This is a genomic window from Ruegeria sp. L11 (genome assembly GCF_056531755.1).
Map to the genome: position 1 here is coordinate 787304 of NZ_JBQFMI010000001.1, position 13844 is coordinate 801147.

The window sequence follows — 13844 nt, forward strand, 5'->3', positions numbered from 1 at the left end:
CCCCTGCCCAGAGCCATTGTTGAACCTGCAAAATTTCTGTAAGAATTCAGAAATAAACAACTGTTCAATTCATTGCCGATGGGAGGGAGCGCCATGGATTTCGCACTCAGCGAGGAACAAACAGCCATTTTCGACATGGCACATGCCTTTGGGCAGGAACATATCGCCCCTTTTGCCCGGCAATGGGAGGCTGATGGAACAATCCCCAAAGCCTTGTGGCCCCAAATCGGAGAGCTTGGCTTCGGTGCCCTTTACGTGTCCGAGGCCAGCGGTGGGTCAAACCTGACCCGTCTGGATGCCACCCTGGTTTTTGAGGCCCTATCGATGGCCTGCCCGTCGGTCGCGGCCTTCCTGTCGATCCATAACATGTGCGCCAAGATGCTCGACAACTTTGCCGACGATGACCTCAAGGCGCGCATCATGCCCGATGTTCTGAGCTTGAAAACTGTGTTGAGTTATTGCCTGACCGAGCCCGGTTCTGGATCGGATGCGGCGGCGCTGAAAACACGCGCTGAACGGACCAACGAAGGCTATACGCTGAACGGAACAAAAGCCTTCATTTCAGGCGGCGGATATTCCGACGCTTACGTCTGCATGGTGCGTACCGGACAGGATGGGCCCAAAGGGATATCGACCGTTTACGTTGAAGACGGCACGCCCGGCCTCAGCTTTGGCGCGCTCGAGCAGAAGATGGGCTGGAAAAGCCAACCCACCGCGCAAGTTCAGTTCGACGATTGCAAGATCCCGGCTGGAAACCTTGTGGGCACGGAAGGTGACGGGTTCAAATATGCGATGATGGGACTGGATGGCGGACGACTTAACATTTCTGCCTGCTCGCTTGGGGCCGCTCAGGCCGGGCTGGATATGACGCTGCAGTACATGTCCGAACGTAAGGCTTTTGGCCAATCCATCGACCAGTTTCAGGCCCTTCAGTTCCGTCTGGCGGATATGGAGATCGAATTGCAGGCCGCGCGAACGTTCCTTAGGCAGGCAGCCTGGAAGCTGGATCAGGGCGCGCCGGATGCCACGAAGTTCTGCGCCATGGCCAAGAAGTTCGTTACCGAGACTGGATCGAAAGTTGTGGACCAGTGCCTGCAATTGCATGGCGGTTATGGCTATCTTGCGGATTACGGCATCGAAAAGCTTGTGCGTGATCTTCGTGTGCACCAGATATTGGAAGGCACGAACGAGATCATGCGTGTGATTGTATCACGCCAATTGCTTGCCAATCGCTGAGGCACCCATGTCAGATATCGATATCCGCACCACAGGCCGTGCCGGGCGTATCACCCTGACCCGTCCTCATGCGCTGAACGCGATGACATATGACATGTGCATGGCTATCGACACAGCGCTGCGCAACTGGCGCGAGGACGATGAGATTGACCTGATCATCCTGGACGCCGAAGGGGAAAAGGCCTTCTGCGCGGGCGGTGATATTGCTGAACTTTATGAAACTGGAACCAAGGGCGATTTTTCTTACGGTCAGATATTCTGGCGTGACGAATACCGTCTGAATGCCCTGATCTTCGAATATCCAAAACCGGTCATCAGCTTTCTTCAGGGATTCGCGATGGGCGGCGGTGTTGGCATCGGATGCCATGGCAGCCATCGAGTTGTGGGAGAAAGCGCAAAGATTGCCATGCCAGAATGCTCCATCGGACTGGTGCCGGATGTCGGCGGCTCGTTGATGCTGGCCCTTGCACCTGGACGCGCGGGTGAGTTTCTGGGAACAACGGGCTATCGGATGGGGCCTGCGGATGCGATCTATGCAGGGTTTGCCGACCTTTTCATCCCGCAATCACAATGGTCCGATCTGATCGAGTTGCTCGAAGCCTCTGGAAACGCTGAACTGTTGGCTGACCACGCCGATACACCGACTGATGGTGAATTGGCGAACTTGCAGGCGCAAATCGATCAGCATTTTTCCGGTGAAACCCTTGGCGACGTTCTGAACAGTCTGCGCAGCGACGACAGTGAGTTTTCAGCGAAATCTCTGGGCATGCTGAGGAAAAACGCACCGCTTTCCGTGGCTTGCACAATCGAGGTTCTTCATCGCCTGCGCTCCCCTTCTCTGACCATACGCCGAGCTCTGGAGATGGAGTATCGTTTCACCCACCGCGCGATGGAGCATGGCGATTTTCTGGAAGGCATCCGCGCGCAGATCATCGACAAGGATCGCAACCCGAACTGGCAGTTTCCTGACATGAACGTCCCTCTGGTTACCGTGTCGAAAATGCTTCAGCCCCTGGGTGCGGACGCCCTGACATTCGAAGAGGATTAAGAGATGCAAATCGGTTTCATCGGACTGGGAAACATGGGCGCGCCAATGGCAGCCAATCTTGCAAAAGCCGGTCATAAAGTACTTGGCTTTGACACAGCAGGCGTGACGGTTGACGGGGTTTCTCAAGCCGCAACCGCTTCGGAAGCTGTTGCAGCGGCCGATGCTGTCATCACGATGCTGCCAAACGGTGCGATTCTGAGGGCCGTTGCGGATCAGATCATTCCTGCAATGGCACAAGGTGCCGTGCTAATCGATTGCTCGACAGTTGATGTGGAAAGCGCGCGGGCAGTTGCGGATCAGGCCATCAACGCCGGACTGTTGTCCGTAGACGCGCCAGTTTCTGGCGGCATCGGTGGTGCTGCGGCTGGCACGCTGACCTTCATGGCTGGCGGATCAGAAGCCGCGTTTGCCAAGGCATCCCCTCTGTTCGACATCATGGGGCAGAAAGCTGTTCACTGTGGTGAGGCCGGTGCCGGTCAAGCTGCCAAAATCTGCAATAACATGATCCTTGGTGTCACCATGATTGCAACCTGTGAAGCCTTCGCTTTGGCCGACAAACTGGGTCTGGACCGGCAGAAGATGTTTGACGTGGTAAGTACGTCGTCCGGATACAGCTGGACGATGAACGCCTATTGCCCTGCCCCCGGTGTCGGCCCGCAAAGCCCGGCCGACAATGGGTACGCCCCCGGTTTTGCGGCCGAGCTGATGCTGAAGGACCTGCGCCTCAGCCAGCAGGCGGCTGAGAGTGCAGATGCAGATACACCGATGGGTCAGGCGGCCACCGCGCTTTATGAGCAATTTGTCGAGAACGAAGATGGCAAGGGACGCGATTTCAGTGCCATGTTGCCACGGTTCGAAAACCGCGGACGTGACTGAAACAACTGGCGGCATCTTGCCCAACGATTTGACAGATCTTGGGCAAGCGACCATCTAGGCAGTCATGAACAAAAGGCCCGGCTGGCCAATTCGCAAAGGACGGCGACATGACGAGATTTTTGGTAACGACGGCAACTCTGGCGGCTTTGGCCCTTTCCCCGGTTGCCGCGGTTGCAAAGAACAAGGCCGGGCATTGCCCTCCGGGTCTGGCCAAGAAATCCGTTCCCTGCGTGCCGCCTGGTCAGGCAAAGAAAATCTATCGCGATGGTGACTTCATTACCAATGATTACCGTTGGATCAATGACCCTTATCGCTATGGGTTGAACCGAAACTACTCTTATGTCCGTGCCGGTGATTATGTGTACCGGGTCGACCCCGAGACACGCAAAGTCCTGAACCTGATCGGCGCGATCGCAGATATCCTGAACTGAGGCCGCGTCTGGGCACTTATTCTGCCGCGACGCGCGCGCCTTTCAGCATCGACTTCAGGTATCGCCCGGTGTGGCTGCGTTCAACATCGGCTATGTCTTCCGGTGTTCCGGTGGCGACAATTTCGCCACCGCCATCACCACCTTCAGGTCCAATGTCGATGATATGATCCGCGGTTTTAACCACGTCCAGATTATGTTCAATCACTACGACCGTATTGCCTTGATCGACAAGTTCGTGCAGCACTTCCAACAGCTTGCGAACATCTTCGAAATGCAGTCCTGTTGTCGGTTCGTCGAGAATATAGAGCGTTCGCCCGGTTGAACGCTTTGACAGTTCCTTTGACAGCTTTACCCGCTGCGCCTCGCCACCTGACAACGTCGTGGCTTGTTGACCCACCTTGATATAGCCAAGACCCACACGCGCAAGGGCGTCCATCCTGTCCCGGATTGACGGCACGGCCTTGAAGAACTCCTGCGCATCTTCCACTGTCATATCAAGCACATCCGCGATGGATTTACCCTTGAACTTGATCTCAAGCGTTTCGCGGTTATACCGCGCGCCTTTGCAGGTTTCGCAAGTCACGTAGACGTCAGGCAGAAAGTGCATCTCGATCTTGATGACACCGTCACCCTGACATGCCTCACACCGCCCGCCTTTGACGTTAAAGCTGAAGCGACCGGGTTTGTACCCGCGTGCCTTAGCCTCAGGCAGGCCGGCAAACCAATCTCGGATCGGGGTGAAGGCCCCGGTGTAAGTCGCCGGATTTGAACGCGGCGTTCGCCCAATGGGGCGCTGGTCGATGTCGATGACCTTATCGAGGTGTTCCAGCCCCTTGATGGTTTCACAAGGTGCTGGTGTCTGACGCGCCCCGTTCAGCCGCATTGACGCGGTTTTGAACAATGTCTCAATCGTGAGGGTGGATTTACCCCCGCCCGACACACCTGTGACGCAAACGAATTTGCCTAAGGGGAATTCGGCTGTGACATTCTTCAGGTTGTTGCCCGTGGCTTTGACCACCGTGACTTTCTGCTTTTTGCCTTTACGGCGCTGCACCGGAACCGCGATTTCACGCGTTCCCGCAAGGTACTGCCCAGTAATAGAGGCCGCATCTGCCGCGACTTCCGCAGGCGTTCCGTGACTGACCACCTGCCCGCCATGTACGCCTGCCCCCGGACCGATGTCGAAAACATAGTCAGCTTCGCGGATGGCTTCCTCGTCATGTTCTACAACGATCACCGTATTGCCCTGATCCCTTAGGTTCTTGAGCGTGCCTAAAAGTCGGTCATTGTCACGCTGATGCAGTCCGATCGAAGGCTCATCCAGCACATAGAGGACCCCGGTCAGCCCCGAGCCGATCTGACTGGCCAGACGAATACGCTGGCTTTCGCCACCCGACAGTGTTCCGCTTGAACGGGACAGCGTAAGGTATTCCAAACCAACGTTATTCAGGAAACCAAGTCGCTCGCGAATTTCCTTGAGGATGGCGCGGGCAATTTCGTTTTTCTGGGCGCTCAGATGGTTGGGCGCATCTTCGATCCACGCCAAAGCCTCACGGATCGACATCTGAACCACCTGCCCCACGTGCAGCCCGGCGATCTTAACCGCCAGCGCTTCGGCCCGCAGCCTGTAGCCTTCGCAGGCACCGCAGGGGCGATTGTTTTGATATCGTTCAAATTCCTCACGAATCCACGCGCTGTCAGTTTCGCGGTACCGCCGTTCCATATTCGGGATCACGCCTTCAAAACTGCGGGTCACCTGATAGACGCGCCCACCTTCGTCGTACCGGAACTGAATTTCATCATCCCCGGACCCTCGCAGAAAGACCTCCTGCACATTTTTAGGCAGGTCTTTCCAGGGCGTGTTCTTGTCAAACTCGTAATGGCGCGCGATGGCCTCGATGGTTTGCAGGAAATACGGAGATTTGCCCTTGCGCCATGGGGCCAAAGCACCATCGTAGAGTTTCAGCGTCTGGTCCGGCACCACCAGGCGCTCATCGAAGAACAACTCGACCCCAAGACCGTCACAATCCGGGCAGGCACCGAACGGCGCGTTGAACGAAAACAGGCGTGGTTCGATTTCGGGAATGGTAAAACCGCTGACCGGGCAGGCAAAATTCTCGCTGAATGTGATGCGTTCCGGATCACCTTCACGCGGGGCAGTTTCCAAAATGGCAATCCCGTCCGCCAAGTCCAGAGCGGTGCGCAGGCTGTCGGCCAGGCGCGTTTCCATTCCTTCCCGTACAACCAGTCTATCAACAACCACATCGATATCGTGACGGAATTTCTTATCCAATACAGGCGGTTGATCCAGTTCGTAGAACTCTCCGTCCACCTTGACGCGTTGGAAACCCTGTTTGCGGAGCTCCAGGAATTCTTTTTTGTACTCACCCTTCCGGTCGCGCACGATGGGGGCCAGAAGATAGCCGCGTGTGCCGTCTTCCATTGCCATGATCCGGTCGACCATGTCCTGCACTTGCTGCGCCTCAATCGGTTGCCCGGTGGCTGGGCTGTAGGGCGTTCCGGCGCGGGCAAATAGCAGACGCAGATAGTCATAGATTTCGGTTACCGTGCCCACAGTTGAACGCGGGTTCTTGGACGTCGTCTTTTGTTCAATCGAAATTGCCGGAGACAGGCCGCTGATATGATCGACATCCGGCTTTTCCATCATATCCAGGAATTGCCGGGCATAGGCCGAAAGGCTTTCGACATACCGGCGCTGGCCTTCTGCATAGATGGTGTCAAACGCCAATGAGGACTTCCCCGAACCCGACAGTCCGGTGATGACCACCAACTGGTCCCGAGGGATATCAACGTCTATACCTTTGAGGTTATGTTCGCGCGCGCCGCGCACCTCGATATTCTTCAGCTCAGCCATATGCGGCCCCCAACAAACAAGTGGTTAAGAGATAGGCGAGCCAGACCAAGACTCCAACAGAAAAGTTAGAACATTTAGTGAACAGTCGAAATTTCGCCGATTAGAACCTTCAATGATCAATGGATTGGGAAAAGGTGCCCGTAAAGGCGCAACCGTTGATCTGTTTGAGGAGGAAAATGGCGCGGTTGACGGGGCTCGAACCCGCGACCCCCGGCGTGACAGGCCGGTACTCTAACCAACTGAGCTACAACCGCGCATCTATTTTCGTGGCCTTTTGCCTGGACCAAGGTTGGCAGCGGTGGCGCGGTTGACGGGGCTCGAACCCGCGACCCCCGGCGTGACAGGCCGGTACTCTAACCAACTGAGCTACAACCGCCCGCTGCATGTTCATTGCTGAACGTTTGGGTGTATTATGGCTACGCTCGGGCAGCGTCAAGCGGCGTTTTCAAGTTTTTTGCCAGATTCCAGAATTTTGTATACGGCGCGATTTTTTGCGGATGCCACGGGTTCTATTTCCCTTGCAGCCAACCTTCGGGAAAGATATCACCCGGTCCCATGGGTGATTAGCTCAGTGGTAGAGCGCTTCGTTCACATCGAAGATGTCAGCGGTTCAAATCCGTTATCACCCACCATTTTCCAGATCACACCGATGCCCAAAATGAAACGCTGGTTTCATGCAGCGTCTTGGCGCTGCATGGTGCGGTCTTCACTACATCCCTCAACAAAAAAGGCGAAGCTATTGCTTCGCCTTTTTTTGATTTACCAAAGACTTAATGCGCGGTCGCGGAAGGTCCGGTATTACCGGGCGACGCGGCCGCCGCTGCTGCGGCCTCTTCCGCGGCTTCGTCCCATTCGATCGGTTCCGGTTTACGCACCAAAGCATGTTCCAGAACTTCCGAGACATGTTTGACCGGGATGATCTTCAGCCCTTCTTTGACGTTGTCCGGGATATCCGCGAGATCCTTTTCATTCTCTTCCGGGATCAAAACGGTCTTTATCCCACCACGCAGCGCGGCCAGCAGTTTTTCTTTCAATCCACCAATCGGCATCGCATTCCCGCGCAGTGAGACTTCGCCGGTCATAGCAATGTCTTTCCGAACCGGAATACCGGTCAGAACCGAGACAATCGACGTGACCATGGCCAGACCAGCCGATGGGCCATCCTTGGGTGTCGCGCCATCCGGCACGTGAACGTGAATGTCGATCTTGTCAAACTGCGGCGGCTTTACCCCGATCTGAGGTGAAATCGAACGCACATAGGACGAAGCGGCGTCGATGGATTCCTTCATCACATCGCCCAGCTTACCGGTCGTCTTCATCCGCCCTTTGCCGGGCAGTTTCAACGCTTCGATATGCAACAGGTCGCCACCCACTGACGTCCAGGCAAGACCGGTGACAACACCAACCTGATCGTCCTGCTCGGCCAGGCCATAACGGAATTTCGGCACACCCAGGAAATCTTGCAGGTTTTCGGGTGTGACCTTAACGGTTTCCGCGTCCTTCTTGATGATCTTGGTCAGCGATTTGCGCGCAACCTTGGCGATTTCACGTTCAAGGTTCCGTACGCCCGCCTCACGGGTATAGGTGCGGATGATCTTTTGCAGCGCCTCATCGGTCAGTTCGAATTCCTTGGCTTTCAAACCATGGTTCTTGACCTGTTTGCTGATCAGGTGCTGCTTGGCGATCTCACGCTTTTCGTCCTCGGTGTAACCGGCCAACGGGATGATCTCCATCCGGTCAAGCAGAGGCCCGGGCATGTTGTAGCTGTTCGACGTGGTCAGGAACATCACGTTGGACAGGTCATATTCAACCTCAAGATAATGGTCCATGAACGTGTTGTTCTGTTCGGGGTCCAGCACCTCAAGCATCGCGGATGCCGGGTCACCCCGGAAATCCTGCCCCATCTTGTCGATTTCATCCAACAAAATCAGCGGGTTCGTGGTTTTCGCCTTCTTCAGCGCCTGAATGATCTTGCCGGGCATCGAGCCAATGTAAGTCCGACGATGGCCCCGGATTTCGGATTCGTCGCGTACACCACCCAATGAGATGCGAATGAACTCGCGCCCGGTTGCCTTCGCAACCGACTTACCCAGCGATGTTTTACCGACGCCCGGAGGACCGACAAGGCACAGAATCGGCCCTTTCAGCTTTTTCGAGCGCTGTTGAACCGCAAGGTATTCAACGATCCGTTCCTTGACCTTCTCAAGCCCATAATGGTCGGCGTCCAGAATCTCCTGCGCGCGGCCCAGATCCTTTTTGACACGGGACTTGGTGCCCCAAGGCAGAGCAAGAATCCAATCCAGATAGTTGCGCACGACTGTGGCTTCGGCCGACATGGGCGACATGTTCTTGAGCTTCTTAAGCTCACCCTCGGCCTTTTCCCGCGCTTCTTTCGACAGCTTGGTCTCGGCGATTTTGGCTTCCAGTTCAGCAACTTCGTTGCTGCCGTCCTCACCATCGCCAAGTTCCTTCTGAATGGCCTTCATCTGCTCATTCAGATAATATTCACGCTGCGTCTTCTCCATCTGGGATTTGACGCGGGTCTTGATCTTCTTCTCGACCTGCAGAACAGACATCTCGCCCTGCATCAGGCCATAGACCTTCTCAAGCCGCTCGCTGACGCTGAGAGTTTCCAGAAGCTCCTGCTTTTGTTCGACTTCGATGCCCAGATGCCCCGACACAAGGTCGGCCAGCTTCGCAGGCTCGGTTGTATCGCCCACTGCGGTCAGTGCCTCTTCGGGGATGTTCTTGCGCACTTTGGCGTAACGCTCGAACTCGTCCGCGACAGTGCGCAACAGTGCTTCGGTCGTGGTGACGTCGCCGGGAATTTCGGTCAGGTATTCCGCGCGGGCTTCGAAGAACTCTTCGTTCTCCAGAAACTCGGTGATCTGAACGCGCGCCTGCCCTTCGACCAGCACTTTTACCGTGCCATCGGGCAGCTTCAGCAGTTGCAGCACATTTGCCAGAACGCCGGTGCGGTAGATGCCTTCTTCATCAGGGTCGTCAACGCCGGGATCGACCTGGCTGGACAACAAAATTTGCTTGTCGTCCTGCATCACCTCTTCCAGCGCGCGGACCGATTTGTCACGGCCTACGAAAAGCGGCACGATCATATGTGGGAACACCACAATATCGCGCAGCGGCAGGACGGGGTAGGAGGAATTCAGAGGCTCTTGCATGCTCTATCCTTATCGTTGGCAAGACGGAACTTGTCCCTCATCGAGGCAACATTTGTCCGTCTCCTGTCTTGGACGATAAAGGTGGGGCCTCATCGCCCATTTTCAACCTTACCGCCATGTATCACCAATCAGAATGAACCGAGGTTTGGCGGACTGCAAGGCGTGCCGGGAACATATCCACCAAAATAGTAGGATACGCCCCGGTCTTGCGCGATCAGTCGCCAGAAAACAGCCCGGCTGCGCAGAACTGGCAGATTTCTTCCTGGAGAGGGCAAAATATCACAGCGGTTCGATATCCCCCTGCGCGCGTTGCGCGTGGAAATCGGCCTGCCAGGCTTCGAACGCACCATCCGCAATCGCGTCGCGCATGCCGGCCATGATCTCCTGAAAATAATGCAGGTTATGCCATGTCAGCAACATGCCAGAGATCATCTCATTCGCGCGGAACACGTGGTGCAGGTAAGCGCGGGAATAATTCGAACAAGCCGGGCAAGTGCAGCGTTCGTCCAGCGGCCGCGGATCGTCTGCGTGACGGGCATTCTTGATGTTCACCACACCGTAACGGGTGAAAACCTGCCCTGTTCGCCCAGACCGCGAGGGCAACACACAGTCCATCATGTCGATCCCGCGGGCAACAGCACCGACGATGTCGTCGGGCTTGCCAACGCCCATCAGATAGCGCGGCTTGTCCGATGGCAGGAAATCGGGGGCATAATCGAGACAAGAGAACATGGCCTCCTGCCCTTCGCCGACCGCCAGGCCACCAACTGCGTAGCCTTCGAAACCGATAGATTTCAACGCCTCGGCGCTTTCTTCGCGCAGGTCTTTTTCCAGCCCACCTTGCATGATGCCAAAAAGCGCATGCCCCGGACGATCGCCAAACGCATCGCGCGACCGTTCGGCCCAACGCATCGACAGGCGCATTGACTCGGCAATGCGGTCACGATCCGCTGGCAGCGCAGGGCATTCATCGAAACACATGACAATGTCCGAGCCCAACAGGCGCTGGATCTCCATGGATCGTTCCGGCGTCAATTCGTGCTTTGACCCGTCGATGTGGGATTTGAAGGTCACGCCCTTTTCAGTCAGCTTGCGCAAACCGGCCAGCGACATGACCTGAAATCCGCCGGAATCTGTCAGAATGGGCCGATCCCAGTTCATGAACTTGTGGAGTCCACCCAGTCGATCAATACGCTCAGCGGTCGGGCGCAGCATCAGGTGATAAGTGTTCCCCAGCAGGATGTCTGCCCCCGTCGCGCGAACGCTTTCCGGCATCATCGCCTTGACCGTTGCCGCAGTGCCAACCGGCATAAAGGCAGGCGTTCGCACGTCGCCGCGCGGTGTGCTGATCACTCCGGTCCTGGCTTTGCCGTCTGTTGCCTTCAGATCAAAAGAAAACTGTTGGGTCATGTCATCCCTCGGGTCGCCGAACCGGGCAGGCTTTGCCCGATCCGTTTGGTCTTTGCAACCCGTCAGGGTAGCGAGGCAACACGGTCTGTAAACAGTTGAACAACCCCTGCCCCGTCCACGTCGCGGCAGACCCGAACTACGGGACGTTCCGGATCAGGTCGCGTTGCCCCCTTCTGGTCGCCTTCGGTGACAACCCGCAGACCCGTTTCGACCATGTCAAACATGGCACCATGAGAACAAGCGATCACAGCCGTCGAATCGTGCAGGCCGCAACCTTCCAGACCACCGACGTCCTTGTAGAACTTCAGGTAAAAGCGAGAGATATCGCGCAGAAAGGACCCCATGTCAGGTGATCGCATTGCCAGGCTTTCGAAATCCGCAGTCTCGTAGAGCGTTTTCAGCGTGACATCCAAGCCGACCAGTACGGTTTCCGGCGGTGTGGCAAAGACCTCTTCAGCGGCAATCGCATCATGATAGATGTTGGCCTCGGCATGTACTGAAATATTACCAGGGCAGTACACCGCCCCGCCCATGATCACCAAACGCCCCAGATTGTCGGCGAATTCCGGATCCAGACGAATGGCGTTGGCGATGTTGGTCAGGGGGCCCACGGCGCACACCACCAGCTCTTTCTTGTGGGTTCGCGCCATATCAACCAGAAATTCAGCAGCTGGCAGGGCGTGGTTGCTTCCAATTTCGGGAATTTCAGTCAGGTCACCGAATCCTTCGGGACCATGCACATGTTCGGAGGGCGAATGCGTATCGGCACCCAAGGCAACCGCAGCCCCTTCCGCGACAGGCAGATCCAGACCCAGCTTATCAAGCAGGAACCGGGCATTGCGGCTGGATTGGTGAACATGCGTGTTTCCGAACACGGTGGTCAGGCCGATCAGCTCGATCTCGGGCGCTGCGGCGGCATAGGCGATTGCCATGGCATCATCGATGCCAGGATCTGTATCGATTATCAGTTTCATCCAAGCCCGATACCGCAAACAATTAGGGATGCAAAGCGGTCACAGCACTATTTTTCGATACAGCGTTTTACTATTGGAGCATTTGCATGGGGCTGCTTTCCACTCATACCAGAGTTGAAATCGGGCGACTCAATCGCCACATGTATACTATAGTACACAAAAACAAGAGGACAGTATGACCGAAGACCAAATCATCGGATTGCTTTCGTCAAACATCATTTACCTGCTGGCTGCGGTGCTGGTAGTTGTTATCATTTTCAAGGGCATCAAGATTGTGCCTCAGTCCGAAAAATACGTAGTTGAACGGTTTGGGCGCCTGCATTCCGTGCTTGGCCCCGGCATCAACTTTATTGTTCCGCTACTGGACATTGCGCGTCACAAGATCTCGATCCTGGAACGCCAGCTGCCAAACGCGACGCAGGACGCAATCACCAAGGACAACGTTTTGGTGCAGATCGATACATCGGTCTTCTACCGTATTCTCGAACCTGAAAAGACGGTTTACCGGATTCGCGATGTAGATGGCGCGATTGCCACCACTGTCGCCGGGATCGTTCGCGCCGAGATTGGTAAGATGGATCTGGATGAGGTTCAGTCGAACCGGTCACAACTGATCACGCGTATTCAGGAAAGCGTTGAAACAGCTGTCGATGACTGGGGCATCGAAGTCACCCGCGCCGAGATTCTGGACGTAAATCTGGATCAGGCCACCCGTGACGCCATGCTGCAACAGCTGAACGCCGAACGAGCCCGCCGCGCACAGGTGACAGAAGCCGAGGGCAAGAAGCGTGCTGTCGAACTGCATGCCGACGCCGAGCTTTACGCGGCTGAACAAACTGCCAAGGCGCGGCGTATTCAGGCCGAAGCCGAGGCGTTCGCGACAGGTGTGGTCGCCAAGGCCATTCAGGATAACGGCATCGAAGCTGCGCAGTATCAGGTTGCGCTGAAACAGGTTGAAGCCTTGAACGCGCTTGGAAATGGTACTGGTAAACAGACCATTGTTGTGCCTGCCAACGCACTGGAAGCCTTTGGTGACGCATTCAAAATGTTAAAAGGAGGAAAATGATGGCAGACCCCTTCTGGTTGATCTGGTGGATCTGGCTGGCCGCCGCATTGGCGCTGGGTATCCTTGAGATTTTCCTGCCCGGTTTCATCTTTCTGGGCTTTGCAATCGGAGCCGCAGTCACGGGGCTTATCCTTGCCGTACCCGGAATGGCTCTGTCTTTGAATGTATTGGCGCTGATCTTTGCAGTGATGTCACTGATTGCGTGGCTTGTTTTGCGGAAACTGTTTGCGTTGCCGAACGGTCAGGTCAAAACTTTCAACCACGACATCAACGACTAAATTGCCGCGGCGCCCCAATCGGCGCCGCCGCCCTACTGGACCCTGTTGCTCCTATTCCCTATATAATCGCTCAGGCAACTGACCCGAGGCAAAGATGACTCACCCGAGCGAACAGTTTGAAGGCACACCGCTGATTGCGCCGTCAACCATTGAGCACCCCCTGTACGAGCCCGTGGTCGAGGCGTGTCGCACGGTCTACGATCCGGAAATCCCGGTGAACATCTATGACCTCGGCCTGATCTACACGATCGACATTTCCTCGGACAACGCCGTGAAGGTGATCATGACGCTGACAGCCCCCGGATGCCCGGTTGCCGGCGACATGCCCGGATGGATCATGGAAGCGATCGAGCCTGTTGCAGGCGTCAAAGAAGTCGACGTGGAACTGACCTGGGAGCCGCCCTGGGGTATGGAGATGATGTCAGACGAAGCACGTCTGGAATTAGGATTTATGTAGGCACCTGCCACAGT

11 protein-coding genes and 3 tRNA genes are annotated in these 13844 nt (G+C 56.0%); 8 read left to right on the top strand and 6 right to left on the bottom strand.

The genetic code is table 11. The features are described from left to right. Nucleotides 1–93: 93 nt before the first annotated feature. The 4 genes from ACR0CE_RS03905 to ACR0CE_RS03920 all read left to right on the top strand — a co-directional run bounded on the left by ACR0CE_RS03905 (nt 94) and on the right by ACR0CE_RS03920 (nt 3591). Nucleotides 94–1236 carry an acyl-CoA dehydrogenase family protein gene (locus ACR0CE_RS03905; RefSeq protein WP_209504049.1) on the top strand — a complete coding sequence of 381 codons (1143 nt, stop codon included), beginning with the start codon at nt 94–96 and terminating at the stop codon, nt 1234–1236. A gap of 7 nt (nt 1237–1243) precedes the next feature. Further along, a complete protein-coding gene (locus ACR0CE_RS03910; protein ID WP_480831008.1) occupies nt 1244–2284 on the top strand; it encodes a 3-hydroxyisobutyryl-CoA hydrolase in 1041 nt (346 codons plus the stop codon). Between the two features lie 3 nt (nt 2285–2287). Beyond that, a complete protein-coding gene (gene mmsB / locus ACR0CE_RS03915; protein ID WP_480772645.1) occupies nt 2288–3160 on the top strand; it encodes a 3-hydroxyisobutyrate dehydrogenase in 873 nt (290 codons plus the stop codon). Nucleotides 3161–3267: 107 nt separating this feature from the next. After that, entirely contained in the window at nt 3268–3591 is a 324-nt protein-coding gene (locus ACR0CE_RS03920; RefSeq protein WP_209504052.1) for a hypothetical protein, read from the top strand. Between the two features lie 16 nt (nt 3592–3607). Here ACR0CE_RS03920 and uvrA read toward each other — a convergent pair whose 3' ends face one another. The 3 genes from uvrA to ACR0CE_RS03935 form a co-directional block, all read right to left on the bottom strand. Then, nucleotides 3608–6466 (bottom strand): excinuclease ABC subunit UvrA, encoded by a 2859-nt coding sequence (uvrA, locus tag ACR0CE_RS03925; RefSeq protein WP_480831011.1) that lies wholly within the window; start codon nt 6464–6466, stop codon nt 3608–3610. Nucleotides 6467–6643: 177 nt separating this feature from the next. Next, nucleotides 6644–6720 (bottom strand) — tRNA-Asp (locus ACR0CE_RS03930). A 45-nt stretch (nt 6721–6765) separates the two neighbouring features. Further along, nucleotides 6766–6842 (bottom strand) — tRNA-Asp (locus ACR0CE_RS03935). Nucleotides 6843–7023: 181 nt separating this feature from the next. Here ACR0CE_RS03935 and ACR0CE_RS03940 point away from each other — a divergent pair. Then, nucleotides 7024–7098, top strand: a tRNA-Val gene (locus ACR0CE_RS03940). Between the two features lie 138 nt (nt 7099–7236). Here the strand turns inward: ACR0CE_RS03940 and lon are convergent. From lon to ACR0CE_RS03955, 3 genes are all read right to left on the bottom strand, one after another. Then, nucleotides 7237–9645, bottom strand: a complete 2409-nt coding sequence (gene lon, locus ACR0CE_RS03945; RefSeq protein ID WP_480485761.1) for an endopeptidase La — start codon at nt 9643–9645, stop codon at nt 7237–7239. 279 nt (nt 9646–9924) lie between these two features. Then, nucleotides 9925–11055, bottom strand: coding sequence for a tRNA guanosine(34) transglycosylase Tgt (gene tgt / locus ACR0CE_RS03950; RefSeq protein WP_480603768.1), 1131 nt, complete (start codon nt 11053–11055; stop codon nt 9925–9927). A gap of 62 nt (nt 11056–11117) precedes the next feature. After that, nucleotides 11118–12029, bottom strand: coding sequence for a nucleoside hydrolase (locus tag ACR0CE_RS03955; protein ID WP_480831013.1), 912 nt, complete (start codon nt 12027–12029; stop codon nt 11118–11120). A gap of 175 nt (nt 12030–12204) precedes the next feature. On the opposite strand from ACR0CE_RS03955, the gene ACR0CE_RS03960 reads away from it, so the two are divergent. The 3 genes from ACR0CE_RS03960 (at nt 12205) to ACR0CE_RS03970 (ending at nt 13830) form a co-directional block, all read left to right on the top strand. Next, a complete protein-coding gene (locus ACR0CE_RS03960) occupies nt 12205–13095 on the top strand; it encodes an SPFH domain-containing protein (protein ID WP_480831015.1) in 891 nt (296 codons plus the stop codon). Next, nucleotides 13095–13373 carry an NfeD family protein gene (locus ACR0CE_RS03965; protein ID WP_480831017.1) on the top strand — a complete coding sequence of 93 codons (279 nt, stop codon included), beginning with the start codon at nt 13095–13097 and terminating at the stop codon, nt 13371–13373. Before ACR0CE_RS03960 ends, ACR0CE_RS03965 begins: the two co-directional genes overlap by 1 nt. Before the next feature lie 94 nt (nt 13374–13467). Then, nucleotides 13468–13830: an SUF system Fe-S cluster assembly protein gene (locus ACR0CE_RS03970; RefSeq protein ID WP_267364500.1), complete on the top strand. Its 363-nt coding sequence runs from the start codon at nt 13468–13470 to the stop codon at nt 13828–13830. The last annotated feature ends 14 nt before the right edge of the window (nt 13831–13844 follow it).

Excerpts from the sequence above, each read along its gene's own strand:
- ACR0CE_RS03905 (WP_209504049.1), top strand. The coding sequence starts at position 94 with ATGGATTTCGCACTCAGCGAGGAACAAACAGCCATTTTCGACATGGCA.
- ACR0CE_RS03910 (WP_480831008.1), top strand. The coding sequence starts at position 1,244 with ATGTCAGATATCGATATCCGCACCACAGGCCGTGCCGGGCGTATCACC.
- tgt (WP_480603768.1), bottom strand. The coding sequence starts at position 11,055 with ATGACCCAACAGTTTTCTTTTGATCTGAAGGCAACAGACGGCAAAGCC.
- mmsB (WP_480772645.1), top strand. The coding sequence starts at position 2,288 with ATGCAAATCGGTTTCATCGGACTGGGAAACATGGGCGCGCCAATGGCA.
- lon (WP_480485761.1), bottom strand. The coding sequence starts at position 9,645 with ATGCAAGAGCCTCTGAATTCCTCCTACCCCGTCCTGCCGCTGCGCGAT.
- ACR0CE_RS03970 (WP_267364500.1), top strand. The coding sequence starts at position 13,468 with ATGACTCACCCGAGCGAACAGTTTGAAGGCACACCGCTGATTGCGCCG.
- ACR0CE_RS03960 (WP_480831015.1), top strand. The coding sequence starts at position 12,205 with ATGACCGAAGACCAAATCATCGGATTGCTTTCGTCAAACATCATTTAC.
- ACR0CE_RS03955 (WP_480831013.1), bottom strand. The coding sequence starts at position 12,029 with ATGAAACTGATAATCGATACAGATCCTGGCATCGATGATGCCATGGCA.
- uvrA (WP_480831011.1), bottom strand. The coding sequence starts at position 6,466 with ATGGCTGAGCTGAAGAATATCGAGGTGCGCGGCGCGCGCGAACATAAC.
- ACR0CE_RS03920 (WP_209504052.1), top strand. The coding sequence starts at position 3,268 with ATGACGAGATTTTTGGTAACGACGGCAACTCTGGCGGCTTTGGCCCTT.
- ACR0CE_RS03965 (WP_480831017.1), top strand. The coding sequence starts at position 13,095 with ATGGCAGACCCCTTCTGGTTGATCTGGTGGATCTGGCTGGCCGCCGCA.